Below are 24233 nucleotides of genomic sequence, written 5' to 3'. Positions count from 1 at the left end.
GCTCCATTGGTGCCAATAATATTGTAACAACAAATTTCAATCCGTTAACAATGTTATAAAAAAAGAATTTTAAAACGCATAAATACCCTAACGCCTTCCTGCCTTTGCGGTTAAAAAAATGATTATGGAAAAAGTAAAAGCCAAAAAACATCTCGGACAACACTTTCTAAAAGATGAAAGCATTGCCAAAGCCATTGCCGACACCTTGAGTTTAGAAGGTTACAACGATGTCTTAGAAATTGGACCAGGAATGGGTGTATTGACCAAGTATTTATTAGAAAAACCTATCGACACCTATGTTATAGAAATCGATACGGAATCTGTGGCTTATTTGGATGCCAATTATCCAAAGTTAAAGGATAAAATCATTTCTGAAGATTTCTTAAAATACAATATCAATTCCGTTTTCGAAGGGAAACAATTTGCTATCATTGGTAATTTCCCCTATAATATTTCAACGCAAATTGTATTCAGAACCTTGGAGTTTAGAGACCAAATTCCCGAGTTTTCGGGTATGTTTCAAAAAGAAGTTGCCGAACGCATTTGCGAGAAAAAAGGAAGCAAAACTTATGGCATACTTTCGGTTTTGGCACAAGCATTCTACGATACCGAATATTTGTTTACGGTTGATGAACACGTATTCAATCCGCCACCAAAAGTAAAATCGGGTGTGATGCGCATGCGTCGTAAAGAAAATTACACCTTGCCTTGTAGCGAAAAACTCTTGTTTACGGTGGTTAAAACTGCCTTTCAGCAGCGTAGAAAAACCTTGCGCAACAGTTTAAAAACCTTAAATTTGTCCGATAAACTAAGAGAAGACCCAGTATTTGATATTCGTCCAGAGCAATTAAGTGTTGAAGAATTTATTGCCTTGACCCAAAAAATAGAAGCCGATGGAGTTTAAAATCAGCAAAGAACTCATTCAAGAGTTAGAGCAACTCATTCAAAGCAAGAACGATGTTAAATTGGAATTGTTATTGAATGACATGCACCATGCTGATATTGCCGAAATTCTAGACGAACTAGAATTTGATGAAGCTACCTATATTTTTAAAGTTTTAGATAGCGAAAAAACAGCTGAAATCCTTCTAGAACTAGAAGACGATTTAAGAGAAAACATCTTGAGCCGTCTTTCCCCAAAAGAAATCGCTGAAGAGCTTGATGAATTAGAAACCAATGATGCGGCAGACATTATTGCCGAATTATCTCAAGACATCAAAGCTGAAGTAATCTCAGAATTGCAAGACGTTGAGCACGCCAAAGACATTGTCGAATTGTTGCGCTATGACGAAGATACAGCTGGGGGAATCATGCACAAAGAGTTAGTGAAAGTCAACGAAAACTGGAACGTGCTCACTTGCGTCAAAGAAATGCGAATTCAAGCCGAAAATATATCACGCGTACACTCCATTTATGTGGTAGATGATGATGAAAGACTCAAAGGACGTTTGTCGCTCAAAGACTTATTAACCACTTCTACACGAACTGCAATTAGTGATGTGTACATAAGAAAATTGAATTTTGTCAACGTAGATACCGAGGATGTTGAGGTCGCTCGTATCATGCAAAAATATGACTTAGAAGCCATTCCTGTAGTCGACGAATTAGGCCGTTTAGTGGGCAGAATCACCATCGATGATATCGTTGACGTAATCAAGGACGAAGCCGACAAAGATTACCAGTTAGCAGCGGGTATCTCCCAAGACGTAGAGGCCGATGATAGTATTATGGAATTGACCAAAGCTCGTTTGCCTTGGTTGGTTTTAGCGCTATTAGGTGGATTTATCACCGTTCGCGTGCTTGGTTTGTTTGAAGGCGCCATGCTCGAACACGGAAAATTATTCTTTTTCACTCCATTAATCGCCGCGATGGCTGGAAATGTTGGGGTACAATCCTCAGCAATCATCGTTCAAGGTTTAGCAAATAATACCTTAAGTGGTTCCCTGTTCAATCGTTTGGTCAAAGAAATTTCACTAAGCCTTTTGAACGGATTAATCTTAGCCAGTATCTTGTTTTTGGGAAGCCATTTTCTGCTGAATGTAGAGGTAATTATTGGCGTAATTGTAACAATTGCATTAGTATCCGTGATAATTATTGCCTCATTAATTGGTACTTTTATCCCGTTGTTATTAGATAAATTTGGTATCGACCCTGCATTAGCAACAGGGCCATTTATTACCACTAGCAACGACATTTGCGGAATTTTGATTTATTTTTCGATTGCCAAATTAGTGCTAGGATTCTAATTCAACAGCAACAACCCAATTAACCAACCAAAAAACCAAACCATGAAAGTACACATCATCGGAGGAGGAAACCTTGGCGTTTCTATTGCCTTAGGTTTAGCCAAGTTTTCACAAGGACATCAAATCACCATTACACGACGCAACACGGCTAGCATTTTATATTTACAAGAACTCGGAATCACCGTTGCAACAGACAATACCTTAGCTATTCAGGAAGCCGATTTAATTATCTTAACCATCAAACCTTATCAAGTAGATACGGTATTGACCGAAATCCTTCCAGTAATTACGAACAAAACCATTGCTTCAGCCGTTAGTGGTTTATCTATCGAAAATTTACAAAACAAAATAGGGGCTTCTCACAGCGCCATCCGAATTATGCCCAATATCGCTGCCCAATTTGGTGCATCAGCGACTTGTATCGCCTTCAACGAAAAAAACAAAGAAGCAGCTCAACCCGTAGTACAATTGTTTCAAGACTTAGGAACAGCGCCAATTATTGACGAAAAATTGATGGATGCAGCTACCGTTTTGGCCGCCAGCGGAACGGCTTTTGCCTTACGTTACATCCGTGCGTCTATGCAAGCGGGTATCGAAATTGGATTCGATTGGCAAACAGCTTTGGCCATTTCAGCACAAACCGTAAAAGGTGCCGCCGAAATGCTCCTAGAAGAAAAAGGCCATCCCGAACAATTAATCGACCGCGTAACTACACCACAAGGCTGTACCATCGCAGGACTCAACGAAATGGAAATGCACGGTTTCAGTTCCTCACTCATTCGAGGCATCAAAACGTCCTTAAAACAAATCAAAGGATAAATCATTTGGGCGTGCCACCCTAAAGAAAAGGGGCCAACTCATGCTAGTCGTGAGTCGGCCCCTTTCCTTTAGGCTGTCAGGCTATCCGCGCTACTTCGGTAGCCTGCTCCTATCCCTCACGCGGTAACCTTAATTCTATTCATTTTTTAAGATTTTTATTATTTATGTGTTAAAAACCAAAAAAAAAAGTTAAATTAGCTTCGTAACATATTACTAATTAGCGAGTTGTTTCTTAATTAATCTAAAATTAAATGCTTATGAAATCAAAAATTATGATTACTTCAATGTTTTTTATTTCCTTTTTGGTACATTCTCAAAAAGTAAAAATTAGTGCATCGGAGCCAGATGCAAACATAATTGTAAATGGAGCTAATGTTGGAACGGGGAGCTATACTCTATCTTTAGAGAAGAAAGATTGCTACAAAATTAAAGTAGAAAAAGCTGGTTTTTTGAAGTATGAATCAACGGTTTGTGGAAAAAAAGCAGGACCAGAACCACCATCATCATTGTATTTTGAAATGAAAAAGGATGATGCTGAAGAAGCTTCTGTTAAAACAGATCAAGCAAACGTAGATTTTCAAATAGAGGTTAATCCTGATTTAAATATTACTGAAGCTTGGAAATTAACCACACAAATTGTTACAGATCATTTTGACGCGATCGAAGTAAGTGACAAAGAAACTTCTTATCTAAGAACTGCTTGGAGCGTGCAATCATTTCAACAAAACACAATTCGAACCCGATTAATTATTAAATTGTCAAAATCTGATCCACTTACGTTTAAAGTTAAATTGAATAGCGAATATTCTGGATTAAGCGGAACAAGTGTAAAAGCCGATGAGCAATTTAAAGATTGGGATAGGATTTTGAGAAAATATAAAAATGTGATTTCAGATTTCTCTAATCGATTGATGAAAAAATAGAATAATTTTATAATTAAAAAAGAAAAGAAAAAGCGGTTATAACACCGCTTTTTTCTTTTTAGTTTTCTTTGCTTTCAAATTGATTTTTAGCCAAATAAAACCAAGGGTTCCTGCCAAAAACGAAGCAATTAGAATCGCAATTTTAGAATAATTGATAATTTCTTCCCCGTCATTTTTAAAGGCCAATAAGGTGATAAAAATGGACATCGTAAATCCAATTCCACCTAACATTCCTGCACCAATAATATCTTTCCAACGCAGTTCTTTCGGTAAAGCACAAACGCCAAAAGTCACGGCCAAAAATGAAAAGAGCCAAATGCCCAAAGGCTTCCCAATGACCAATCCAGCAATAATCCCGATAGAATTTTCATGTAATAATCCTTCGTGCCAATCTCCCGTGATTGGAATTCCAGTATTGGCAATTGCGAATAAAGGCAGAATAAAAAAGGCAACAGGATTGTGTAAAAAGTGTTGTAAACGGTAGGAAGATGTTTGTGGTCCACCATCCCCAAACGGAATAACAAAGGCCAAAATAACGCCTGTAATTGTAGCATGAATTCCCGAATTCAACATAAAATACCACATTCCTATTCCACCTAACAAGTAAGGAATCAAGTTGTGCACTTTTCGGCGATTCAAGATAAAAAGGAAACCCCAAATCGCTAAAGCATAAAATAAATTTAGAAAAGCAATGGAATCGGTATAAAAAACAGCGATGACGATAATGGCTCCCAAATCATCAATAACAGCCAATGCCGTTAAAAATATTTTTAAAGAAGCAGGAACCTTATTTCCTAACAAAGACAAAATTCCAATCGCAAAAGCAATATCAGTAGCCATAGGTATACCCGCTCCGTTTTGGGTAATCGTCCCAAAATTTAGCGCTAAAAAAATCCCAGCAGGAACAACCATTCCTCCCAATGCTCCAAAAATAGGTAGTGCAGCATTTTTGATATTGGCTAATTCGCCATCATACATTTCTCGTTCTAACTCCAAACCAATCATCAAGAAAAAGATAGCCATCAAGCCGTCGTTTATCCAATCCGTAATTGTATGATGTCCCAAAGGAGTTTTCCAAAAGGCAATATAGTCAGTTTGTATGCTCGAATTGGCTAGAAATAAAGAGAGTAACGTTACAAATAGAAGTAATAATCCTCCAGCTTTTTCACTTTCAAAGAAGGCTTTAAATGTTTTGGTCAATTTCATTGCTTTTAATATGTTTTCTATACTTTTGGCTAATTTAAGCATTTTTAAAGGATCTACCTTCCAGAAAGTAAAAACCGTATTTTTTTCGTTAATTTGAAGGATAAAAAATAGTAGTTATGGACATCAAAATCCTTCATATAGACAGCAACAATCCCTTGTTGTGGGAACAATTACAAGAAGCGGGTTTTCTCAACGAAGCCGACTTTATTTCTTCTAAAGAAGCCATTGAAGATAAAATTAAAGACTATCATGGCATCGTGATTCGTAGCCGATTTAAAATTGATAAAACTTTCATCGACAAAGCCACCAATTTACAGTTTATAGCCCGTGTGGGTGCTGGTCTCGAAAGCATTGATTGTGATTACGCTATAGCCAGAAACATTGCACTCATAGCCGCTCCCGAAGGCAATCAAAATGCGGTTGCCGAACATGCTCTAGGAATGATTTTATCGCTTTTTAACAAACTCAATCAAGCCGATGCTGAAATTAGAAAAGGGCAATGGAGTAGAGAAAGTAATCGCGGTCATGAACTAGACGGAAAGACCGTTGGTATTATTGGTTATGGCAATATGGGCAAAGCTTTCGCTAAAAAATTGCGAGGCTTTGATGTTGAAGTAATTTGCCACGATATTTTACCAAACGTAGGCGATGCCAACGCCAAACAAGTTACACTTGAAGAATTACAACAAAAAGCCGATGTGCTAAGTCTGCATATTCCATGGACACCTGAAACGGACAAAATGGTGAATGCTAATTTTATAGCATCGTTTTCCAATCCTTTTTGGTTGATTAATACCTCTAGAGGAAAAAATGTAGTTACTGCTGACTTGGTTCAAGCTTTAGAATCTGGAAAAATTTTAGGTGCAGGTTTGGATGTTTTGGAGTATGAGAAATTGTCTTTTGAAACTTTGTTTAATGACAATAACACTCCCGAAGCTTTTGATTACTTATTGAAAAGCCCTAAAGTTTTGCTTTCGCCACACATTGCTGGCTGGACTTTCGAGAGCCATGAACGATTGGCACAAGTAATTGTTGACAAAATAAAGCTACTTTACGGCAAATGATAATCTATTGGTTATGAAAAATATGTAACTTTTTTTATAGATTTACAACTAACTAAATCAATAATCAAATTTAACCATTATGGAAGAAACGAAACACGAAGCATGGAATACCCCTTATCCTAAAGCACAACCCGAAAACAAAAAAATTATTGCTGGTGTATTGGCAATCGTTTTAGGAGGATTAGGAATTCATAAATTTATTCTAGGCTACACTCAAGAAGGAATCATACAACTGCTAATTGGATTATGTGGAATTGGATACATAATCGGAATAATTGAAGGAATTATCTATTTGACCAAATCGGATGAAGAATTTTATCAAACATACCAAGTGGGCAAAAAAGGATGGTTTTAAAAAACCGTTTCAAAATAAAAAAGGCTGTCTAGAATTAGACAGCCTTTTTAGTATAGTAACTTATATTATTTTTCTAAAACGTAACGTCTAGTTACTTCAGTCCAATTGATTACATTGAAAAAAGCTTCAATATAGTCTGGTCTTCTGTTTTGGTAGTGCAAATAGTAAGCATGTTCCCAAACGTCCATTCCTAAGATTGGAGTTCCTCCACAACCTACACCTGGCATTAACGGATTATCTTGGTTTGGTGTACCACAAACTTCTAATTTACCGCCTTTTTGAACACACAACCAAGCCCATCCAGAACCAAATTGTGTTGCTCCAGCTTTAGCAAACTTAGCTTTGAATTCTTCAAACGTACCGAAAGAAGCTTCGATAGCATCTAATAATTCACCTGTTGGCAAACCTCCACCATTTGGAGACATTACAGTCCAAAACAAATTGTGATTGTAAAAACCTCCTCCGTTGTTACGAACAGCAGCATTAGTTTTATCTAAATTAATTAAAATGTTTTCGATTGTTTTGCCTTCCATATCCGTTCCTGCAATCGCTGCATTCAGGTTAGTTGTATAGGCATTATGATGTTTAGAATGATGAATTTCCATTGTTCTAGCATCAATATGTGGTTCTAATGCATCGTATGCATAAGGTAATTGTGGTAATTCAAATGCCATGATATCGTAATTTATAGATTGATAAAAATTTATCCAAATTTATACAATTAACTTTATACTTTAAAAAACATTTTTGTTATAATTCCTATTTTGTTTTTCAAATCCTTAATTTTTACTAGTTTAAATGTAATATGCTCATTTTTAGATTTTAATTTCAGGAAAAATATAATTTTAGGAATGCGCCATAGCCATACAAACAATACTAATTTTGGCTCCTGGTATTTCTAAAAGTGCTCTAGAACAAGCCTCTAGCGTAGCGCCAGTTGTCAAAACATCATCTAGTAATAAAAAATGTTTGTTGTGTTCTTCTTCTGAAAAATGAACATCAAAAACCCGATGTATTCCTTCGGTTCTTCCCAATAGATTTTTCTTAGATTGGGTTTTCGAATCAATTTTCCGAATTAAAACCTCTTTTTGTACAGGAATGTTCAATTCGTTCGATAATGCTTCCGCAAAAGTGTCTACTTGATTGTAACCTCTTTTTCTCCATCTTTTTTTATGAATTGGAACGGGTATGATTGCGTCTACATTTTTTAGAGCCAGATTATTTTTTAAATCTTCAGCATACCAATATCCCAATTGTGTACCAATTTCTTGATGCCCACGGTATTTTAAGTTATGAATCAATTCTTGCACCATTCCTTTTTTATGAAAATACAAAAAAGCAGAAGCATGAATTACAGGAATCCTGCCATAAAACTTCTTGAAAGCTTCATTCTCTGTATAAATATGATGATTTGTTTGTGGCAAATCGTGCCTACACTTAGTACAAATTACTGTTTCATTTGTCAATAAAAAAGAGTGACATCCAGAACAAACTGGTGGAAAAAATAAATTCACAAGGTTTTTGAGCATCTAATCCAAATTTTATTGATAAAAATAAGCAAATCAATGCTTCAAACTTTTGCTTTTTTGTTTTTTTTAAATCCACTTTTTATATTTTTGCATCACTATGGCAAAACAAGAAGATTTATTTAAGAATGTAGTTTCGCACGCAAAAGAGTACGGATTTATTTTTCCGTCAAGCGAAATATACGATGGTTTGAGTGCAGTATATGATTATGCACAAAACGGTGTAGAATTAAAAAAGAACATACGCGAATATTGGTGGAAATCGATGGTACAAATGAACGAGAACATTGTAGGTCTCGACGCTGCCATTTTGATGCATCCAACCACTTGGAAGGCTTCAGGCCACGTTGATGCTTTTAATGACCCATTGATTGACAACAAAGACTCTAAAAGAAGATATCGTGCTGATGTTTTGATTGAAGATTATGCCGAAAAACTAAATATTAAGGCTAAAAAAGAAATCGAAAAAGCAAAAGTTCGTTTTGGAGAAGCTTTTAATGAGCAAGAATTCATTACGACCAATCCAAGAGTAGTAGAATATTTAGCCAAAGAAAGAGAAATTCTTGAAAGAATGGGACGTTCTTTGGGTAATGGTGATTTAGAGGATGTAAAAGCCTTAATAGAAGAATTAGAAATTGCTTGTCCAGAATCAGGTTCTCGTAATTGGACCGAAGTGCGTCAATTCAACTTGATGTTTGGTACTAAATTAGGTGCTTCTGCTGATACGGCAATGGATTTATATTTGCGTCCAGAAACGGCTCAAGGAATTTTTGTAAATTTTTTGAATGTGCAAAAATCTGGGCGAATGAAAGTTCCTTTTGGAATTGCTCAAACAGGAAAAGCTTTCAGAAACGAAATCGTAGCGAGACAATTCATCTTCCGTATGCGTGAATTTGAACAAATGGAAATGCAATTTTTTGTACGTCCAGGAGAAGAAATGCAATGGTACGAACACTGGAAAGCTACTCGTTTGAAATGGCATTTATCGCTTGGTTTAGGAGCCGAAAGATACCGTTTTCACGACCACGAAAAATTAGCGCATTATGCCAATGCTGCTGCAGATATCGAATTTGAATTCCCATTTGGTTTCAAAGAATTAGAAGGAATTCATTCAAGAACCGATTTCGATTTGAAAGCGCACGAAGAATATTCCGGTAGAAAATTACAATATTTTGATGCCGAATTGAATCAAAATTATGTGCCTTACGTAGTTGAAACTTCAGTTGGTTTGGACAGAATGTTCTTGGCGGTTTTTGCTACTTCACTAAAAGAAGAAACTTTAGAAGATGGCTCAACAAGAACGGTATTGAAATTACCAGCGGTTTTAGCACCAACTAAAGCGGCTATTTTGCCTTTAGTGAAAAAAGACGGTTTACCAGAAATTGCTAAGCAAATTATTGAAGATTTACGTTGGGATTTCAATGTGTCTTACGATGAGAAAGATGCAGTAGGAAGACGTTATAGAAGACAAGATGCCTTAGGAACACCTTTCTGTATCACAGTAGACCATCAAACAGCAGAAGACCAAACGGTGACCATTCGTCATAGAGATACGATGAAACAAGACCGTGTAGCTATTGCAGATTTAAAAGCCATCATCGAAAATGAAGTATCGATGAAAAATTGGTTGATGAAGATGTAATACCAAAATACTTTAATTGTCATAAGTAGACAATTTTCACTCTATAAATGAAACAGTTGCAAGTCCTCTTGCAACTGTTTTTGTTTGATACATTGCCCAACAAATACATCTTTTTGAAATGTTCCTATAAAAAACCACCAATTCACAAATAATACACTTGTGAATTAGTGGTTCAATATTGGTTAGACCAATCTTCAAGACTTTACGTCTTTGTATCAAATACTAAAGATTGGCAAAAAAATCGTTTCCTTTATCATCTGTTATAATAAAAGCTGGGAAATCTTTGATGGTGATTTTACGAACGGCTTCCATTCCTAATTCTTCAAAATCTACTACCTCAACAGAAAGAATATTTTCTTTTGCCAAAATAGCTGCTGGTCCACCAATAGAACCCAAATAGAATCCTCCATAAGTTTTACAAGCGTTCATTACATCTTTGGTTCGGTTACCTTTGGCCAACATCACCATACTTCCGCCATTTTTTTGGAACTCCTCAACATACACATCCATACGACCTGCAGTTGTTGGTCCAAAACTTCCTGAAGGCATTCCTTCTGGTGTTTTGGCTGGTCCAGCATAATAAATAGGGTGGTTTTTAAAATATTCCGGCATCGGTTTTCCGGCATCTAACAACTCTTTGATTTTCGCATGTGCAATATCACGAGCTACAATTAAGGTTCCGTTTAGTTTTAATCGTGTTTTGATAGGATATTTAGACAACTCAGCCAAAATTTCTGGCATAGGCTTATTCAAATCAATCTCGACAGCCGCTTCCAAATGAGGAGGTGTTTCTGGCAACAATCGTTTTGGATTTACTTCCAATTGTTCTACAAAAATACCGTCTTTCGTAATTTTTCCTTTGATATTTCTATCCGCCGAACAAGAAACTCCTAGTCCTACTGGACAAGAAGCAGCATGACGCGGCAAACGAATGACACGAACATCGTGTGTGAAATATTTACCTCCAAATTGTGCTCCAATCTGGCTTTCTTGGCAAATGATTTGTACTCTTTTCTCCCACTCCAAATCACGGAAAGCTTGTCCTGCCATATTTCCAGAAGTAGGCAAATGGTCAAAATAACCTGCAGAAGCTTTTTTTACAGCTGCCAAATTAGCTTCGGCAGAAGTTCCTCCAATCACCAAAGCCAAGTGGTAAGGTGGGCAAGCAGATGTCCCCAAATCCATAATCTTAGCACGAATAAAAGCATCTAACGATTTCTCATTTAATAAAGATTTCGTTTGTTGGTATAAATACGTTTTATTCGCTGAGCCTCCACCTTTGGCTAAAAACAGAAATTCATATGAAGCTCCTTTTTTAGCATAAATATCAATTTGAGCCGGAAGGTTTGATCCTGAATTTTTTTCTTCAAACATGCTAATGGGCACAATTTGAGAATAACGAAGGTTTTTTTCTTGATAAGTATTAAAAATCCCTCTAGACAAATACTCTGCATCATCAACACCGGTGTATACATTCTCTCCTTTTTTGGCCATCACAATTGCTGTCCCTGTATCTTGGCAAGAAGGCAATTCGCCATCGATAGCTACTACGGCATTTTGCAATAAATTATACGCTACAAAACGATCATTATCGGTCGCTTCTGGGTCATCCAAAATGGCTCTTAACTTTTCTAAATGCGAAGTACGCAACATAAAAGAAACGTCTCTCATAGCTTCTTGAGCCAATAATTCCAGACCTTTCGGGTCAACGCTTAAAATCTCACGTTCCCCTAATTGTTCAACTTTTACAAAATCGGAAGTAATTTTTCGGTATTGGGTTTCGTCTTTTAAAATAGGATAAGGATCCTGGTATATAAAGTCCATATTGTATTGTTTTTTTATGAAAGGTAAAGATAAGAATTGTTGAAAGAATGAAAATCCATTTCTCATAACTTATCCTTTAGAATTGGTATAAATTAACAATCAGACACAAGGATTCTTTTATGAACTTTCATTTATTTATTCAGAAACGGATAATGGGTTATATTATAAATACGTTCGACCCAACGAATAAATATTTAATGAAATCTTGACATTCGACCAACATACTAAAACCCTTTGGGCGAATGTCATTATTTAATTACAATGATCTAAAAAAACCAGCTAGCCACGAAAATAGCCGTAATCACACAAATCACGTCTACCAACAACATTGTTCCTAAAGCATAACGGGTATTTTTGATATTTACCGAACCAAAATAAACTGCAATTACATAAAAAGTGCTTTCGGCGCTGCATTGAAAAATACTACTTAGTCTTCCGGTCATCGAATCGGCTCCAAAAGTATTCATGGAATCAATCAAAAAGCCGCGAGATCCTGCCGAGCTAAACGGTCTAAGTAAAGCTACTGGCAACGCATCGGTGATTTGTTTGTTAACTCCCATATTAGAAAATGCAAAAGCTACCCAATTGCTCACAATTTCGAATAAACCACTATTTCGGAACAAAGAGATAGCGACCAACATGCCCAAAACATAAGGGAAAATGGTTACTCCTGTTTTCACTCCATTATTGGCTCCCGTTACAAACGCTTCGTAAACGGTGGTGCCTGCCTCTGTAAATTTCTTTTCTTTTACAAAAGACAAAATCAGCGTAAAAGCAATAATAGCTACTAAAATTAAAGCTGAAAGATTAGAAGTAAAATAATTTTTTCCGATTAAATCCAAGTGATTCACATACATCAATAAACCTACGATAGCGGCGATTAAAACCATTAATCCTAGCACTAACGAAGCACTTTTAAAATTGATTTTTTGTTTTATACCTACAATTAAGAAAGCCGCAATGGTTCCAATGAAAGAAGTAATAATACAAGGCAACATTACATCGGCAGGATTGCTAGCTCCTGCTGCTGCACGATAACCAATGATAGAAGTAGCAATCAATGTAAGTCCTGATGCATGCAAACACATGAACATAATCTGTGCGTCACTGGCTTTATCTTTTTCGGGGTTGATGGTTTGCAAACTTTCCATCGCTTTTAATCCAAAAGGTGTTGCGGCTGAATCTAACCCTAAGAAATTTGCAGCAAAATTCAAGGTCATATAGGAAATCGAAGGATGATTTTTAGGAATACTAGGAAATACTTTTACGAACACCGGACTCAATACTTTGGCTAGTTTTTCGGAAGCTCCTGAAATGATTAATAATTCCATCAATCCACAGAAAAAAGCTAGGTACGCCATCAATGGCAAAATCAAATCGAGCAAGGTACTTTTACATGTTGGCAAGAGCCCATCAGATTTTTGAACGCCGCTAAATACTTTGACTACTTTGTTTTTATACACATAGGTAGTGTCGGCATTTAAGGTATCTCGGTTGATGACCATGGTTTGATCAGGTGCCTTTTTAAGACTGTCTTTGATAAAAACAGGCATTTGCTCTAGATAGTGTTCCGATAGTAAAATAGGATCGTCTTTTTTGCCATTCAAAACATGATCGATAGTATAACTATTGCCCGAAAACAAACTCACTACTACAAAAAGGATGGAAGAAATAAATATAACCAACCAAAATCTACTCAATACCATTTTTTTTATGTTTAAATTTCAAAAATCAAAATCAAAAATCAAAATCAAAAATTTGACCTTTGATTTACTTACTATTTTTTATTAATTATTATTTTAGATATAATTGCTATTAATTCTTCAACTTCAATTAAAAGAAGAGCTCTAAAATCTTGATTACCTTCATTTATATAATTTAATATTTTTAAAGAATTCCGAGATTCTTTTAGCTCTTTTACAACTAATGCTAGCTTGAAGATTAAATCTTTATCGGATGCAGCTCCTTGCGATTCGCCAAAGTTTAAAGCTGAACTCCAGGATGAACGGATAAGTTGATTCTTGTAATATTCGTTTTCATAGCTTTTTTCCAATTTTCGTGTAAAGAAAATACATTCTCCCGCAAAACGAACTAATCTGTCGTCTAAATTAAAAATTTTCCCTTTAAAAGGATTTGATTCCAGCATTATAAATTGACTTTTAATTTTAAATTTGATTTTGACCTTTGATTTTGACCTTTGATTTTGACCTTTGATTTTGACTTTTGATTTTTGATTTTGAAATTGTTTACACATGAATAATCTCTTCGTCAATCAGTAGATCTTCTCTGCGAAGGCGAAGGAAAATCTGCGCCACGGCAATAGTATCTTTTTCGCAATAGGTCACGATGCGATCGATGTCTTTCTCTACATAAAAAACATGTCCGACTTGGCTGCCGTCGATATCGCCTTTTGGTGAAGGAATGCCAAGTACTTTACACATTAATTTTAAGGAAGTAAAATGCTTATAATCGCCAAATTTCCATAATTCCAAAGTGTCCAAATGCGGAATCTCCCAAGGTTTTTTGCCAAATAAATTGAGTTTGTCGGGAATAGGCATTTGGTTGATGATCATTCTTCTTGCTAAAAACGGAATATCAAATTCTTTGGCATTATGACCACACAACACGTGTTGCGGCTGATTAAAATGATTGTTGATTAGATTACTGAAATCCTTCAATAGCTGCTTTTCTTCACCAAAAAAAGAGGTCACTCTAAAATTACGAATGTCCCCTTTGATAATAAAATAACCTACCGAAATGCATACAATTTTTCCAAACTCGGCCCAAATACCAGCGCGATCATAAAACTCTTCAGGTGTAAAATCGTCTTTGCGTTGGTATAGTGTTTTGTGATCCCAAAGCGCTTTCATTTCGTCATCCAAAGTATTGAAATCAGCAACTTCAGGAACGGTTTCTATGTCTAGAAAAAGAATATTATTGAGGTTTATTTTTTCGATCATTTGTAAGTGATTTATTCACGAATTTAAATAATTGAAAATAAAATTCGGGAATTTATGGCTATAATTTCAGAAAAGTGTTTGTTGGCCAGATGGACTTTCGTGTTCCAATAGCCATTTTTTGCACCACAATCCGCCAGCATAGCCCGTTAGTGAGCCATCAGTACCAATGACTCTGTGACAGGGTACTACAATCCATAGTGGGTTTTTTCCATTGGCCGAAGCTACTGCTCGAATGGCTTTGACATCGCCTAGTTTTTTGGACAAATCCATATAACTACAAGTTTTCCCGTACGGAATTTCGAGTAGGGCTTGCCACACTTTTTGTTGGAATTCGGTTCCTTTGGGATTAAGTTTGAAATCAAAATGGGTTCGTTTGCCTTGAAAATAGTCATTAAGTTGGGTAACCGCGTTTTGTAAGACCGATGGGATTTCAGAGGAAACCTCTCCCTCATCGATAACGGAAATTTGTTTAATACCGTTGGCGTCGCCTGTAATTTGGGCGATTCCTAGTGGTGTATTGATAGCAACGGTTTCCATAAGTTGGTGTGAATTGAACCGCAAAGTACTAAAAGTTTTTGGATGAATGGAGGTGATTCTGCTATGGATGAAGCGAATTTATATACCTTAAATGGTTTGAAATTTTTAGTAGTGTTTAAAAAAGGTAACCGCAAGGTTCGCAAAGATTTACGCAAAGTTCGCAATGAAAAAACTTAAATGACCTTATATGCCTTATATGGTTGAAAATGTAACCGCAAATTAAACGAATTAACGCAAATTTTTTTTTTGGAGTTTAATTGCGTTCCTCGCGTAGCCCTTTGCGAACTTTGCGGTTCATTATTAAACTGCGTTCAAAAAAAAAGAACCATTCGTTTGTACAAATGGTTCTTGTGTGGTTTAGCCCTGATCGTAACGGCATCCTTTGCCGCCGGGGTTCGGCGGGAAAGATATAGTGTAGAGCAGGAAATAGCTCCTAATTCTTCGCCTTCGCTCAGGATTATTTTTATTTCAAATTGGAATAGATGTAGGCTTCTAATCCTTTTAATTCTTCTTCGGACATGGCTTTGGTGATGGCAAAATTGGCCTTCATAATGTCGTATTGACTTGGGTCCATGATGGGTTTTGCTTCTTCTTTGAGGAAGGCAACTAGGTCTCCGTTTTTCTCTTTGTACGTTTTGGCAATGTCTTGCAAGCTTGGACCAATAAGTTTGGTGTCTACTTTATGGCAGGCAATGCAGGCTCCTTTGGTTTCAAAAAGTTCTTTGCCTAATGCCTCGGGCGTTGCAGCTGTTTCGGTTTTTGCTTCGGTTGCTGCATCGGTTGTTGCTGGAGTACCAAAGGGCTCGGCACTTTCTTTTTTGCAAGAGACAATTGCTATTAATGCTACTACTAAAATTATTTTTTTCATTTTAATTTATTTTTACCAACCCACATATTTTGGTGGTGGAATTTGACATAAGTTTAAATAAACGATAAGCTGTCCTCTGTGATGCGTAACATGATCTTGCATCAGGTTGAGAATTTGTAATTTTGATTTAGGTCCTGCAAAAAAATCCACTTTCTGGCTTAAATCTATGTTACTATTGGTTTCAATTCTGGTTTTGGCCAAATCGAAAACAGTATTGATCTCGGCTAAAACTTGCGCCTTTGTTGTAATTGGAGTAAACTCTCTTTTTTTATATTTATCCGTTGCGAAATAACTTCCACTAAGCCAGTCCATATTTCCTAGTATGTGCTCAATTTGCTCTTTAAAACTCATTTCACGTTCACTTGGCTTAAATCCGTACTTTTCTTCTGGCATAGCTTCTGCCATTTGTAGCAAATAAACTTTAGAATTTTCCCATTTATCAACAAAAGTTTCTGTAATTATAGCTTGTGCTGAAATAAAATTAGTAAAAAGTCCAACTAGCGTCAATGTGATTTTTTTCATGTTTCATTGATTTAAAAGTATCGCAGCTTCTTTGGCAAAATACGTCGAGATTAAACTAGCTCCAGCTCGCTTGATACACATTAATTGTTCCATCATAATCTTGTCATGATCGAGCCAACCTCTTTCTGCTGCGGCTTTAATCATAGCATATTCACCCGAAACATGGAAAACCGTTACGGGTACATTCACGGCATTTTTTACCTCACGCACGATATCCAAATAGGCGATTCCGGGTTTTACCATTACCATATCAGCACCTTCTTCCACATCAGACAAAGCTTCTTTAATGGCTTCGATGCGATTGGCATAATCCATTTGGTAGGTCTTTTTGTCTTTGGGCACTTCGATTTCAGCTTCTCTTGGGGCACTGTCTAACGCATCGCGAAACGGGCCATAAAATGCCGAAGCATACTTGGCTGAATAACTCATAATTCCCACGTGATGATAGCCCGCAGCATCCAATCCTTGACGCAAACGCAACACGCGTCCGTCCATCATATCGCTTGGTGCTACAAAATCGGCTCCTGCCTCCGCGTGTGAAACGGCCATTTTTACCAAAGCGTCGTTGGTGGAGTCATTTTCTACATCGCCATTGGCAATGATTCCGTCGTGACCATAAATAGAATAAGGGTCTAAAGCCACATCGGGCATAACAATCATTTCTGGACAAGCCGCTTTGATGGCACGAATGGCTTGTTGCATTAATCCGTTAGGATTCCAAGCTTCTTTACCGGTATTGTCTTTTAGCGTTTCGCTAACTTTTACATAAATATTGACCGCACGAATGCCTAATGCATAAATTTCTTTGACCTCAGCAACTGTTAAATCAATGGAACGGCGGTAGATTCCCGGCATAGAAGGAATTTCGACTTGTACATTTTCGCCCTCTGCTATAAACATTGGAAACATAAAATCGGTAGGACTTAAAGTGGTTTCTCTAACTAAGCTTCTTATGGATTCGTTCACTCTTAAGCGACGGTTTCTGTGTAGTGGAAACATATTTTGTTATTGTTTTATATTTTCAATAATTAACTAAAGACCAATAGCCTTAGCTCCTTTATCGTATAGTTGTTTTACTTTTTTTGGTGGGTCAAATCGATAGCCTGCGGTTACTCTAAAAGTGGCAATGTTTTCATTGAACCGAACAGGATTGTTGTTATCCTGAACAAAATTTGAATAATTTAAGTTTACAAAGGTAAAAAAAGAGTCTGAGTTATAGCCTAATTTTAGGTTAATAGTAGACTCAATAATTCCTGAAAAATCACCATCAATTGTATTAAAACCAGAACCAATAGCAATCCCCGAAGAGACTAGAACACGATTGCTGATGACCCAATTGTAGTAATAAGAGGGCGCCAAAGTTACCAGCCAAATTCTACTTTTATTATCCTCAATCCCATCATTCAAATTAAGATAGGTATTATAAATTGACAAGGTTGGGATAAAACTACCTGAACTTTTGGTTTGCCATTGGTTTTGATTGGCAATGGTTTTGAATGAAAATTTAGGGTTAAAAATATAGGACGTGGTTCCTCCGATTTTGATGGAACGCATCTTAGGAAAAGAAGCGCTAAAAGTATCATCTACCGCATAAAACCCTTTTTGATTTACGTACAGAAACGTCTGCATCCATTGTTTAACGATGAAACGCGTTCCAAAATTGACCAAACGAGAATTGGAATTGTCTTTATTTACATCAAAAAAAAGTGGAGAAACACCGTAACTAATATCAATAAGTTTATAACTCAAACTAAATCCGATTTGTTCTCTCCTATTGGGAATCAAATCCAAATAACTAGTTTTTCCATTGGCTGTGGAAGTAAATTGAAAATTATTTGATGTATTGAAAAAATAAATACTTCCAATTACTTTTTCGTCATAGGATTTAAAATAGTCTTTTTGCGCCAATGGCTCTTGTGCCTTGCAACACAAAAGTCCAACCAACCAAAAAAGTACTATTTTTTTTAAACCCATTCTTTTGGCTGCATTAAAGTAGTAATTAATTTTTCTTCTTCGCTACCCGCAATTGGATGATGGTCGTACACCCATTGCACGTGCGGTGGCAAAGACATCAAAATACTCTCAATTCTTCCGTTGGTTTTTAAACCAAACAAAGTGCCTTTGTCGTGCACCAAATTAAATTCAACATAACGTCCTCGGCGAATTTCTTGCCAAGTGCGTTGTTCTTGATTGTAGGGCAATTTTTTTCTTCTTTCCACAATGGGAACGTAAGCTTGAAGGAAACTATTGCCTACTTCGGTTACAAAATTGTACCAATCTTCCATACTCATCGCTTCAGAAGCTTTGCAATAATCAAAGAATAAACCTCCAATGCCTCGCGCTTCGTTGCGATGTGCATTCCAGAAATAGGCGTCGCACTGTTTTTTATATTTTGGATAAAACTCAGGATTGTGCTTGTCGCAAGCGGTTTTGCAGGTTTGATGAAAATGAACAGCATCTTCTTCAAACAGATAATAAGGCGTTAAATCCTGTCCTCCTCCAAACCATTGCTGAATTACTTTTCCGTTGTCATCATACATTTCAAAATAACGCCAATTGGCGTGTACTGTGGGAACCATTGGATTTTTGGGATGCAACACCAAACTCAATCCACAAGCAAAAAAATCGGCTTCACCAACTTTGAATAATTGCTGCATACTATCTGGCAATTTGCCGTGTACTGCCGAAATATTGACCCCGCCTTTTTCGAAAACAGCGCCGTTCTCGATTACGCGTGTTCTTCCGCCTCCCCCTTCTGGGCGATTCCAAAGGTCTTCTTTGAATTTGGCCTGACCATCAACCGCTTCTAATCCTGCTACGATTTGGTCTTGAAGGTTTTGTATATAGGTGTAAAATTTATTTTTCATAAGCCTCACCCCTAACCCCTCTCCAAAGGAAAGGGAAACTAGGAATTTATTTTGTGTTAGTATTGATGTCAGTTAAAGCCGCTATTTTAGCATTGATTCCAAACGAAAATACTTTACTTTCTTTTTGAATAAAACGATAAATAGCAAGTGCTTTTTCAGAAAAAGAAAAGGGACTTGCTTCAGAAAACGCTATTAAAAAATCGGCAAAGGATTCCATTTGATTCCAATCGAAATGAAGGCGTTGCAAATGAAGAACCAAATCCTCTGGAGTAAAATCATTCAGACTTTCCAAATCCATTGCGAAGTCTTTTAGCTCCAATTCGAGTGCCTCTTTTATGTCTAGATTCCAATCCAAAGGCGGCAATACTAGAGAATGTAACTGCTTTAGACAATTGTCTATTCGGGTACTTTCTTTATCTCGCAATCCTTTGCTTAGCATTTTAAGTATTTTGTGTTATCCTGCAAGGTCTTTTTCTAGACCTTGTAGGTATTCCTTTTTAGTTGAACTTCCAAATATACCTACAAGGTTAAAAAAAACCTTGCAGGAGAAGATATGAGCCAACTATTTCTTTCTATATTCCTTTACCGCATCGACAAACGCTTTGGCGTGGTCTACAGGGATGTTTGGTAAAATTCCGTGTCCTAAATTGGCGATGTATTTGTCGGTTCCAAATTCGTCAATCATTTCGTGTACCATTTTCTTGATGGTTGGAATAGGTGACAATAATCTGGATGGGTCGAAATTTCCTTGCAAAGTAATGTTTCCACCAGATAAATAACGAGCATTTCTTGGCGTGCACGTCCAATCTACTCCAAGTGCAGAAGCCTTGCTTTTTCCCATTTCGTTTAAAGCAAACCAACATCCTTTTCCGAAAACAATTACTGGAGTCACCTCAGCCAAAGCCTCAACGATTTGGTTGATGTATTTCCAAGAGAATTCTTGGTAATCCACAGGTGACAGCATTCCACCCCAAGAATCAAAAATTTGAACGGCGTTTACTCCTGCTTTTACTTTTTCTTTCAAGTATAAAATAGTGGTATCGGTGATTTTTTGCAATAAGGTATGCGCCGCAACTGGATTAGAGAAGCAAAAACCTTTGGCCGTATCAAAACTTTTAGAACCTTTTCCTTCTACGGCATAGCAGAAAATTGTCCAAGGTGAACCTGCAAAACCAATTAGAGGTACCTCATCATTTAGCATTTCTTTGGTCAATTTCACCGCATCCATTACGTAACCTAAGGTTTCTTCGATATTTGGAACAATCACTTGATTGACTTGCTCCATAGTTCGAATAGGATTTGGAATTATGGGACCTAAATTGTCTTTCAATTCAACGTGAATTCCCATAGCACGAGGCACTACCAAAATATCCGAAAACAAAATCGCTGCATCTGGTCCAACTATACGAATAGGTTGTACGGTAATTTCAGCAGCTAATTCTGGAGTTTCGCAACGCGTGAAGAAATCGTATTTGTCACGCAAAGCACGAAATTCTGGTAAATATCTTCCCGCTTGGCGCATCATCCAAACTGGTGGACGTTCTACTGTTTCTCCTCGTAATGCTTTTAAAAATAGGTCGTTCTTTAACATAGTAATCAGTGTTCAGTATTTTAGTGTTCAATCTGAACACCGTAAATTGTTATTTTTTTTGTTCTCTTTTTAAGTTTACCTCCTTAGGGATGGTATTCTTGAATTACATCATCTATCACGTCTTCTATAGACGGTTGATGAGCCACAATGATGTTCTTCATTTTATTTTTTTCTAATGCCTCGGCGGTGGTTTCGCCTATGCAAAAGCAAATTTCGTTTTTTATTTTGTTTGCTGCTAAATAACTTTCGACGGCAGATGGACTAAAAAATAAAATGCCATCTACTTTTTCCTGAATCGTTTGGGGAGACAAAGTGGTCGTGTATACTTGAATCTCGTTGAAAACAATACCTGCACTTTGTAAAGCTTCGGGTAGCGTATTTCTGCGAAGGTTACCACTAAAAAAAGTGTAGCTCGCCTTACCATAAATTAACGCAATAATCTCAGCCAAATCCTCGGCATAGCCTGTGTAGGCAACAACTTCAAATCCTGCTTCGGTGAGCATTATTTTGGTTTTTAAACCGACGCAAAAGACTTTTTTATGCTTAAATTCAGTTGCTTTGGGATGTTTCAAGAAATTTTTCACGGCATTTTGACTAGTAAAAATCAAATGCTCGTTTACCGAATCTAAAGAAAAATCCGTGGCGGTGGTTTGAATAAAATTGGTTTCGATTACTTCAAAATGAGCGTCCAGCAAGACTTGCTTTTGATTAGGCAAAAGTGTTTTTGTAGATAATATGCGGATGGATTGACTCATTTTTATGTTTTTTTCTGAAAAAGCCTTTTGTTATTCTCTAGCCCCGATGGGAGGGAATATCCTTTTTTGTTCCGATTTTTTTCGGGACAAAAAAGATAGGAAGGACAGCGGGAACCCATACTGGCAAAAAAGCCTTTTGTTTCGCTCCTTACTTTTTCAAGGTTTCTTTTATCGTTTTCATCAACTCGGTACCACCATTGTTGAGGATTTCTTCGGCTGAATGGTAGCCTAGGTTTTTCCACTCTTCGATAGGTACGACTTTGTTGATGGCTATTTTTTGTTGTCCGTCGATGGAAAAAAGGACGCCTTCGAAATGAATGGTGTCTTCTTCCTCGTTATATGTTGCCAAAGCTCCGATGGGTGCTGTACAACCTCCTTCGAGACGGCGTAAAAATTGACGCTCGATGTGGGTGCACACCTCGGTTTCGATATCATTCAATTCGGATACGGCTTCGCGACAAAACTCGTCTTCGGCCATTGCAACCACTACCATTGCTCCTTGCGCTGGTGCGGGAATCATCCAATCCAAATTGATAAAATCCGTTGGTTTTAAATTGATGCGCTCTAATCCTGCGGCGGCAAAAACGGCTCCACTCCAGTCACTGTCTTGCAATTTTTGCATACGAGTATTGACATTTCCACGAAGGTCTACCACTTGATGATTGGGATATTTGTTGAGCCATTGGGCTTGACGACGCAAACTTCCGGTGGCGATGGTGCCGCTACCTTCTAGAAAATCTAGATTGCCTTTGTGTACCAAAATATCTAGGGTATTCGCACGCTCTAAAACGGCTGCTTGCACAATGCCTTGTGGCAATGCGGTGGGCACATCTTTCATAGAATGTACCGCAATATCGACTTGACCGCTAATCATAGCGACATCAAGAGTTTTGGTGAAAATTCCGGTGATTCCTAATTCGTATAGTGGTTTGTCCAAAATGATATCGCCCTCTGATTTCACGGCAATAATCTCTGTTTTGTAACCTAAGTCGTTTAGTTTTTTCTCGACCGTGTGGGCTTGCCAAAGCGCGAGTTCGCTATCGCGGGTTCCTATTCTAATAACTTTTTGAGCCATATTCTTTTTTGGTCCTTACTAGTTAAGGAACTCTAGTTTTTTAACTATTTAAGACAAATTGATTTTGTATTTTTCTTCTATTTCTGAAGTAGTTTTTTTGGGAGCAAGTTGCCCAATTTGAAATATTTTTTCAATGAAATCGATACTTTCGTCTAACGAAGTATTTTCATCTTTTAGGTGAGTTGCGAATTGATTGGTGATTTTTTGAATAATTCTTGTACTGATGATATCCGCTTGCTCTTCATTGAAATTGGACGTTTTCTTTTTTTGAAAAGCCAATTCGGTAGCTACAATATCATTCAGTTTTGCTTTGAGTGCGTGAATGGTTGGCGCGTATTTACGACCGTTCATCCACGTATTAAATTCGAGTTTAATATCTTCAATAATAGCTTCGGCGGCTGGAATATGTTGTTTTCTTCGTTCTAGAGTATCGTCTGTTATTTGTGACAAATAATCTAAGTGAATTAGGGTTACTCCTTCAATTTGTTCTACATCGGGATTTACATTTCTAGGAATGGATAAATCTAGAATCAGAAGTGGTTTTTTTAAATTCAATAATGTTTTGTCAATCGTTGGATTTTTGGCGCCAGTTGCCACTACCAATACATCGGTTTGTTGTAATTCCTCTTGTAAATTGGCATAATCTTTTACAATAACATTGAGTTTTCCTGCTAGTTTTTCGGCTTTATTTTTGGTTCTGTTTACCAAAGTGATATGACCGTTTTTGGAATGTTTTACAAGGTTTTCACAAGTATTTCTTCCTATTTTTCCTGTTCCAAACAATAGGATATTTTTATCTCCAATATCTTCGACATTGCGAATAATATATTGTACTGATGCAAAGGATACTGAGGTAGCACCAGATGAAATTTCGGTTTCATTTTTGATTTTTTTACTTGCTTGAATCACGGAGTTCACCAATCTATCCAAGAAAGTATTGACTAAGTTTAACGCCTTACTTTGGTTAAACGCGTTTTTAATTTGGCTTATGATTTCAAAATCGCCCAATATTTGGCTGTCTAAACCCGTTCCCACTCGGAACATATGGTTTACCGCTTCTTGATTTTTGTAGATGAAAGCAACTTCTCTAAATTCTTCTACAGTACCATTACTGTTATCACAAAGTAATTTGATTAGCTCATATGGATGATTGGCAAAACCATAAATCTCTGTTCTATTACAAGTAGAAGTTACAATTAATGACTCGATGCCTTCCTCTTTGGCTTGGGCTAATAAATTGGATTGTGCATTAGTATCTAAACTAAATTTTCCTCTTATCGTTGCATCTGCTTTTTTGTAACTTAAACCTAAAGCATAAAAAGTGGTAGTTTTGGACATATTGAAATTTTCCATATTATACTTTCCTTAAAAAGTTTGACAAAATTATTACTAACAAATGTATAAAAACAACGCTAGAGGTTCTTTTTATATCGCTACGGCTTAAATTACTCAA

At 36.9% G+C, this 24233-nt stretch carries 26 protein-coding genes; 8 read left to right on the top strand and 18 right to left on the bottom strand.

From position 1 onward, the window contains the following. Positions 1-124: 124 nt before the first annotated feature. From rsmA to FLAVO9AF_RS12505, 4 genes are all read left to right on the top strand, one after another. Entirely contained in the window at positions 125-904 is a 780-nt protein-coding gene (gene rsmA / locus FLAVO9AF_RS12520) for a 16S rRNA (adenine(1518)-N(6)/adenine(1519)-N(6))-dimethyltransferase RsmA (protein ID WP_159689290.1), read from the top strand. Then, complete coding sequence (gene mgtE, locus FLAVO9AF_RS12515; protein WP_159689287.1) at positions 894-2246, top strand: magnesium transporter; 1353 nt, start codon at positions 894-896, stop codon at positions 2244-2246. The genes rsmA and mgtE overlap by 11 nt, the downstream gene beginning before the upstream one ends. Positions 2247-2288: 42 nt before the next feature. After that, positions 2289-3065 (top strand): pyrroline-5-carboxylate reductase, encoded by a 777-nt coding sequence (proC, locus tag FLAVO9AF_RS12510; RefSeq protein WP_159689284.1) that lies wholly within the window; start codon positions 2289-2291, stop codon positions 3063-3065. A gap of 257 nt (positions 3066-3322) precedes the next feature. Then, on the top strand, positions 3323-3988 hold the full coding sequence (locus FLAVO9AF_RS12505; protein ID WP_159689281.1) for a PEGA domain-containing protein: 666 nt from the start codon (positions 3323-3325) through the stop codon (positions 3986-3988). Between the two features lie 36 nt (positions 3989-4024). On the opposite strand, the gene nhaA is transcribed toward FLAVO9AF_RS12505, so the two are convergent. Beyond that, positions 4025-5194 (bottom strand): Na+/H+ antiporter NhaA, encoded by a 1170-nt coding sequence (nhaA, locus tag FLAVO9AF_RS12500; protein WP_159691100.1) that lies wholly within the window; start codon positions 5192-5194, stop codon positions 4025-4027. A 116-nt stretch (positions 5195-5310) separates the two neighbouring features. On the opposite strand from nhaA, the gene FLAVO9AF_RS12495 reads away from it, so the two are divergent. Both FLAVO9AF_RS12495 and FLAVO9AF_RS12490 read left to right on the top strand, forming a co-directional pair. Continuing rightward, positions 5311-6258, top strand: a complete 948-nt coding sequence (locus FLAVO9AF_RS12495; protein WP_201296295.1) for a 2-hydroxyacid dehydrogenase — start codon at positions 5311-5313, stop codon at positions 6256-6258. Between the two features lie 79 nt (positions 6259-6337). Beyond that, the gene (locus FLAVO9AF_RS12490; protein WP_159689278.1) at positions 6338-6613 is read left to right on the top strand and encodes a TM2 domain-containing protein; all 276 of its coding nucleotides are present in this window, start codon (positions 6338-6340) and stop codon (positions 6611-6613) included. Between the two features lie 65 nt (positions 6614-6678). Here FLAVO9AF_RS12490 and FLAVO9AF_RS12485 read toward each other — a convergent pair whose 3' ends face one another. Next, the gene (locus FLAVO9AF_RS12485; RefSeq protein ID WP_159689273.1) at positions 6679-7287 is read right to left on the bottom strand and encodes a superoxide dismutase; all 609 of its coding nucleotides are present in this window, start codon (positions 7285-7287) and stop codon (positions 6679-6681) included. Between the two features lie 171 nt (positions 7288-7458). Continuing rightward, positions 7459-8142 carry a ComF family protein gene (locus FLAVO9AF_RS12480; protein ID WP_159689269.1) on the bottom strand — a complete coding sequence of 228 codons (684 nt, stop codon included), beginning with the start codon at positions 8140-8142 and terminating at the stop codon, positions 7459-7461. A 97-nt stretch (positions 8143-8239) separates the two neighbouring features. Here FLAVO9AF_RS12480 and FLAVO9AF_RS12475 point away from each other — a divergent pair, with 97 nt between their 5' ends. Next, positions 8240-9781, top strand: coding sequence for a glycine--tRNA ligase (locus tag FLAVO9AF_RS12475; RefSeq protein WP_159689264.1), 1542 nt, complete (start codon positions 8240-8242; stop codon positions 9779-9781). A 222-nt stretch (positions 9782-10003) separates the two neighbouring features. Here FLAVO9AF_RS12475 and FLAVO9AF_RS12470 read toward each other — a convergent pair whose 3' ends face one another. The 5 genes from FLAVO9AF_RS12470 to FLAVO9AF_RS12450 form a co-directional block, all read right to left on the bottom strand. Next, positions 10004-11605 (bottom strand): fumarate hydratase, encoded by a 1602-nt coding sequence (locus FLAVO9AF_RS12470; RefSeq protein WP_159689259.1) that lies wholly within the window; start codon positions 11603-11605, stop codon positions 10004-10006. A gap of 266 nt (positions 11606-11871) precedes the next feature. After that, a complete protein-coding gene (locus FLAVO9AF_RS12465; protein ID WP_024980599.1) occupies positions 11872-13311 on the bottom strand; it encodes a nucleoside recognition domain-containing protein in 1440 nt (479 codons plus the stop codon). A 71-nt stretch (positions 13312-13382) separates the two neighbouring features. Continuing rightward, positions 13383-13859: a four helix bundle protein gene (locus FLAVO9AF_RS12460; RefSeq protein ID WP_236552320.1), complete on the bottom strand. Its 477-nt coding sequence runs from the start codon at positions 13857-13859 to the stop codon at positions 13383-13385. Next, positions 13852-14565, bottom strand: coding sequence for a 3'-5' exonuclease (locus FLAVO9AF_RS12455; protein WP_159689255.1), 714 nt, complete (start codon positions 14563-14565; stop codon positions 13852-13854). Before FLAVO9AF_RS12455 ends, FLAVO9AF_RS12460 begins: the two co-directional genes overlap by 8 nt. Before the next feature lie 66 nt (positions 14566-14631). Beyond that, complete coding sequence (locus FLAVO9AF_RS12450; RefSeq protein ID WP_159689252.1) at positions 14632-15102, bottom strand: methylated-DNA--[protein]-cysteine S-methyltransferase; 471 nt, start codon at positions 15100-15102, stop codon at positions 14632-14634. 42 nt (positions 15103-15144) lie between these two features. On the opposite strand from FLAVO9AF_RS12450, the gene FLAVO9AF_RS15725 reads away from it, so the two are divergent. Next, a complete protein-coding gene (locus FLAVO9AF_RS15725) occupies positions 15145-15279 on the top strand; it encodes a hypothetical protein (protein ID WP_255478101.1) in 135 nt (44 codons plus the stop codon). A gap of 286 nt (positions 15280-15565) precedes the next feature. On the opposite strand, the gene FLAVO9AF_RS12445 is transcribed toward FLAVO9AF_RS15725, so the two are convergent. The 10 genes from FLAVO9AF_RS12445 to hemA form a co-directional block, all read right to left on the bottom strand. Then, entirely contained in the window at positions 15566-15970 is a 405-nt protein-coding gene (locus FLAVO9AF_RS12445; RefSeq protein ID WP_159689248.1) for a c-type cytochrome, read from the bottom strand. Between the two features lie 12 nt (positions 15971-15982). Continuing rightward, positions 15983-16492 carry a DinB family protein gene (locus FLAVO9AF_RS12440; RefSeq protein WP_159689245.1) on the bottom strand — a complete coding sequence of 170 codons (510 nt, stop codon included), beginning with the start codon at positions 16490-16492 and terminating at the stop codon, positions 15983-15985. A 3-nt stretch (positions 16493-16495) separates the two neighbouring features. Next, positions 16496-17491: a porphobilinogen synthase gene (hemB, locus tag FLAVO9AF_RS12435; protein WP_159689242.1), complete on the bottom strand. Its 996-nt coding sequence runs from the start codon at positions 17489-17491 to the stop codon at positions 16496-16498. A 33-nt stretch (positions 17492-17524) separates the two neighbouring features. Then, a complete protein-coding gene (locus tag FLAVO9AF_RS12430; RefSeq protein WP_159689237.1) occupies positions 17525-18466 on the bottom strand; it encodes a DUF4421 family protein in 942 nt (313 codons plus the stop codon). Next, positions 18457-19359: an oxygen-dependent coproporphyrinogen oxidase gene (hemF, locus tag FLAVO9AF_RS12425; protein WP_159689234.1), complete on the bottom strand. Its 903-nt coding sequence runs from the start codon at positions 19357-19359 to the stop codon at positions 18457-18459. Before hemF ends, FLAVO9AF_RS12430 begins: the two co-directional genes overlap by 10 nt. Before the next feature lie 46 nt (positions 19360-19405). Then, positions 19406-19798: a hypothetical protein gene (locus FLAVO9AF_RS12420; protein ID WP_159689231.1), complete on the bottom strand. Its 393-nt coding sequence runs from the start codon at positions 19796-19798 to the stop codon at positions 19406-19408. A 123-nt stretch (positions 19799-19921) separates the two neighbouring features. Beyond that, the gene (hemE, locus tag FLAVO9AF_RS12415) at positions 19922-20950 is read right to left on the bottom strand and encodes a uroporphyrinogen decarboxylase (RefSeq protein ID WP_159689228.1); all 1029 of its coding nucleotides are present in this window, start codon (positions 20948-20950) and stop codon (positions 19922-19924) included. Positions 20951-21033: 83 nt separating this feature from the next. Then, positions 21034-21705 (bottom strand): uroporphyrinogen-III synthase, encoded by a 672-nt coding sequence (locus tag FLAVO9AF_RS12410; RefSeq protein ID WP_159689224.1) that lies wholly within the window; start codon positions 21703-21705, stop codon positions 21034-21036. A gap of 148 nt (positions 21706-21853) precedes the next feature. After that, positions 21854-22780, bottom strand: coding sequence for a hydroxymethylbilane synthase (hemC, locus tag FLAVO9AF_RS12405; RefSeq protein WP_159689221.1), 927 nt, complete (start codon positions 22778-22780; stop codon positions 21854-21856). 48 nt (positions 22781-22828) lie between these two features. Continuing rightward, a complete protein-coding gene (gene hemA, locus FLAVO9AF_RS12400) occupies positions 22829-24133 on the bottom strand; it encodes a glutamyl-tRNA reductase (RefSeq protein WP_159689218.1) in 1305 nt (434 codons plus the stop codon). Between the last annotated feature and the right edge of the window lie 100 nt (positions 24134-24233).

Origin of the sequence: Flavobacterium sp. 9R (genome assembly GCF_902506345.1) — a bacterium.
In the GTDB taxonomy this organism is placed as follows: domain Bacteria; phylum Bacteroidota; class Bacteroidia; order Flavobacteriales; family Flavobacteriaceae; genus Flavobacterium.
This window is presented reverse-complemented; position numbering and strand designations above follow the sequence as displayed.

What these genes read in the sequence shown, in the direction of transcription:
- rsmA (WP_159689290.1), top strand. Translation starts at nt 125, where the DNA reads ATGGAAAAAGTAAAAGCCAAAAAACATCTCGGACAACACTTTCTAAAA.
- mgtE (WP_159689287.1), top strand. Translation starts at nt 894, where the DNA reads ATGGAGTTTAAAATCAGCAAAGAACTCATTCAAGAGTTAGAGCAACTC.
- proC (WP_159689284.1), top strand. Translation starts at nt 2,289, where the DNA reads ATGAAAGTACACATCATCGGAGGAGGAAACCTTGGCGTTTCTATTGCC.
- FLAVO9AF_RS12505 (WP_159689281.1), top strand. Translation starts at nt 3,323, where the DNA reads ATGAAATCAAAAATTATGATTACTTCAATGTTTTTTATTTCCTTTTTG.
- nhaA (WP_159691100.1), bottom strand. Translation starts at nt 5,194, where the DNA reads ATGAAATTGACCAAAACATTTAAAGCCTTCTTTGAAAGTGAAAAAGCT.
- FLAVO9AF_RS12495 (WP_201296295.1), top strand. Translation starts at nt 5,311, where the DNA reads ATGGACATCAAAATCCTTCATATAGACAGCAACAATCCCTTGTTGTGG.
- FLAVO9AF_RS12490 (WP_159689278.1), top strand. Translation starts at nt 6,338, where the DNA reads ATGGAAGAAACGAAACACGAAGCATGGAATACCCCTTATCCTAAAGCA.
- FLAVO9AF_RS12485 (WP_159689273.1), bottom strand. Translation starts at nt 7,287, where the DNA reads ATGGCATTTGAATTACCACAATTACCTTATGCATACGATGCATTAGAA.
- FLAVO9AF_RS12480 (WP_159689269.1), bottom strand. Translation starts at nt 8,142, where the DNA reads ATGCTCAAAAACCTTGTGAATTTATTTTTTCCACCAGTTTGTTCTGGA.
- FLAVO9AF_RS12475 (WP_159689264.1), top strand. Translation starts at nt 8,240, where the DNA reads ATGGCAAAACAAGAAGATTTATTTAAGAATGTAGTTTCGCACGCAAAA.
- FLAVO9AF_RS12470 (WP_159689259.1), bottom strand. Translation starts at nt 11,605, where the DNA reads ATGGACTTTATATACCAGGATCCTTATCCTATTTTAAAAGACGAAACC.
- FLAVO9AF_RS12465 (WP_024980599.1), bottom strand. Translation starts at nt 13,311, where the DNA reads ATGGTATTGAGTAGATTTTGGTTGGTTATATTTATTTCTTCCATCCTT.
- FLAVO9AF_RS12460 (WP_236552320.1), bottom strand. Translation starts at nt 13,859, where the DNA reads ATGTGTAAACAATTTCAAAATCAAAAATCAAAAGTCAAAATCAAAGGT.
- FLAVO9AF_RS12455 (WP_159689255.1), bottom strand. Translation starts at nt 14,565, where the DNA reads ATGATCGAAAAAATAAACCTCAATAATATTCTTTTTCTAGACATAGAA.
- FLAVO9AF_RS12450 (WP_159689252.1), bottom strand. Translation starts at nt 15,102, where the DNA reads ATGGAAACCGTTGCTATCAATACACCACTAGGAATCGCCCAAATTACA.
- FLAVO9AF_RS15725 (WP_255478101.1), top strand. Translation starts at nt 15,145, where the DNA reads ATGAATGGAGGTGATTCTGCTATGGATGAAGCGAATTTATATACCTTA.
- FLAVO9AF_RS12445 (WP_159689248.1), bottom strand. Translation starts at nt 15,970, where the DNA reads ATGAAAAAAATAATTTTAGTAGTAGCATTAATAGCAATTGTCTCTTGC.
- FLAVO9AF_RS12440 (WP_159689245.1), bottom strand. Translation starts at nt 16,492, where the DNA reads ATGAAAAAAATCACATTGACGCTAGTTGGACTTTTTACTAATTTTATT.
- hemB (WP_159689242.1), bottom strand. Translation starts at nt 17,491, where the DNA reads ATGTTTCCACTACACAGAAACCGTCGCTTAAGAGTGAACGAATCCATA.
- FLAVO9AF_RS12430 (WP_159689237.1), bottom strand. Translation starts at nt 18,466, where the DNA reads ATGGGTTTAAAAAAAATAGTACTTTTTTGGTTGGTTGGACTTTTGTGT.
- hemF (WP_159689234.1), bottom strand. Translation starts at nt 19,359, where the DNA reads ATGAAAAATAAATTTTACACCTATATACAAAACCTTCAAGACCAAATC.
- FLAVO9AF_RS12420 (WP_159689231.1), bottom strand. Translation starts at nt 19,798, where the DNA reads ATGCTAAGCAAAGGATTGCGAGATAAAGAAAGTACCCGAATAGACAAT.
- hemE (WP_159689228.1), bottom strand. Translation starts at nt 20,950, where the DNA reads ATGTTAAAGAACGACCTATTTTTAAAAGCATTACGAGGAGAAACAGTA.
- FLAVO9AF_RS12410 (WP_159689224.1), bottom strand. Translation starts at nt 21,705, where the DNA reads ATGAGTCAATCCATCCGCATATTATCTACAAAAACACTTTTGCCTAAT.
- hemC (WP_159689221.1), bottom strand. Translation starts at nt 22,780, where the DNA reads ATGGCTCAAAAAGTTATTAGAATAGGAACCCGCGATAGCGAACTCGCG.
- hemA (WP_159689218.1), bottom strand. Translation starts at nt 24,133, where the DNA reads ATGGAAAATTTCAATATGTCCAAAACTACCACTTTTTATGCTTTAGGT.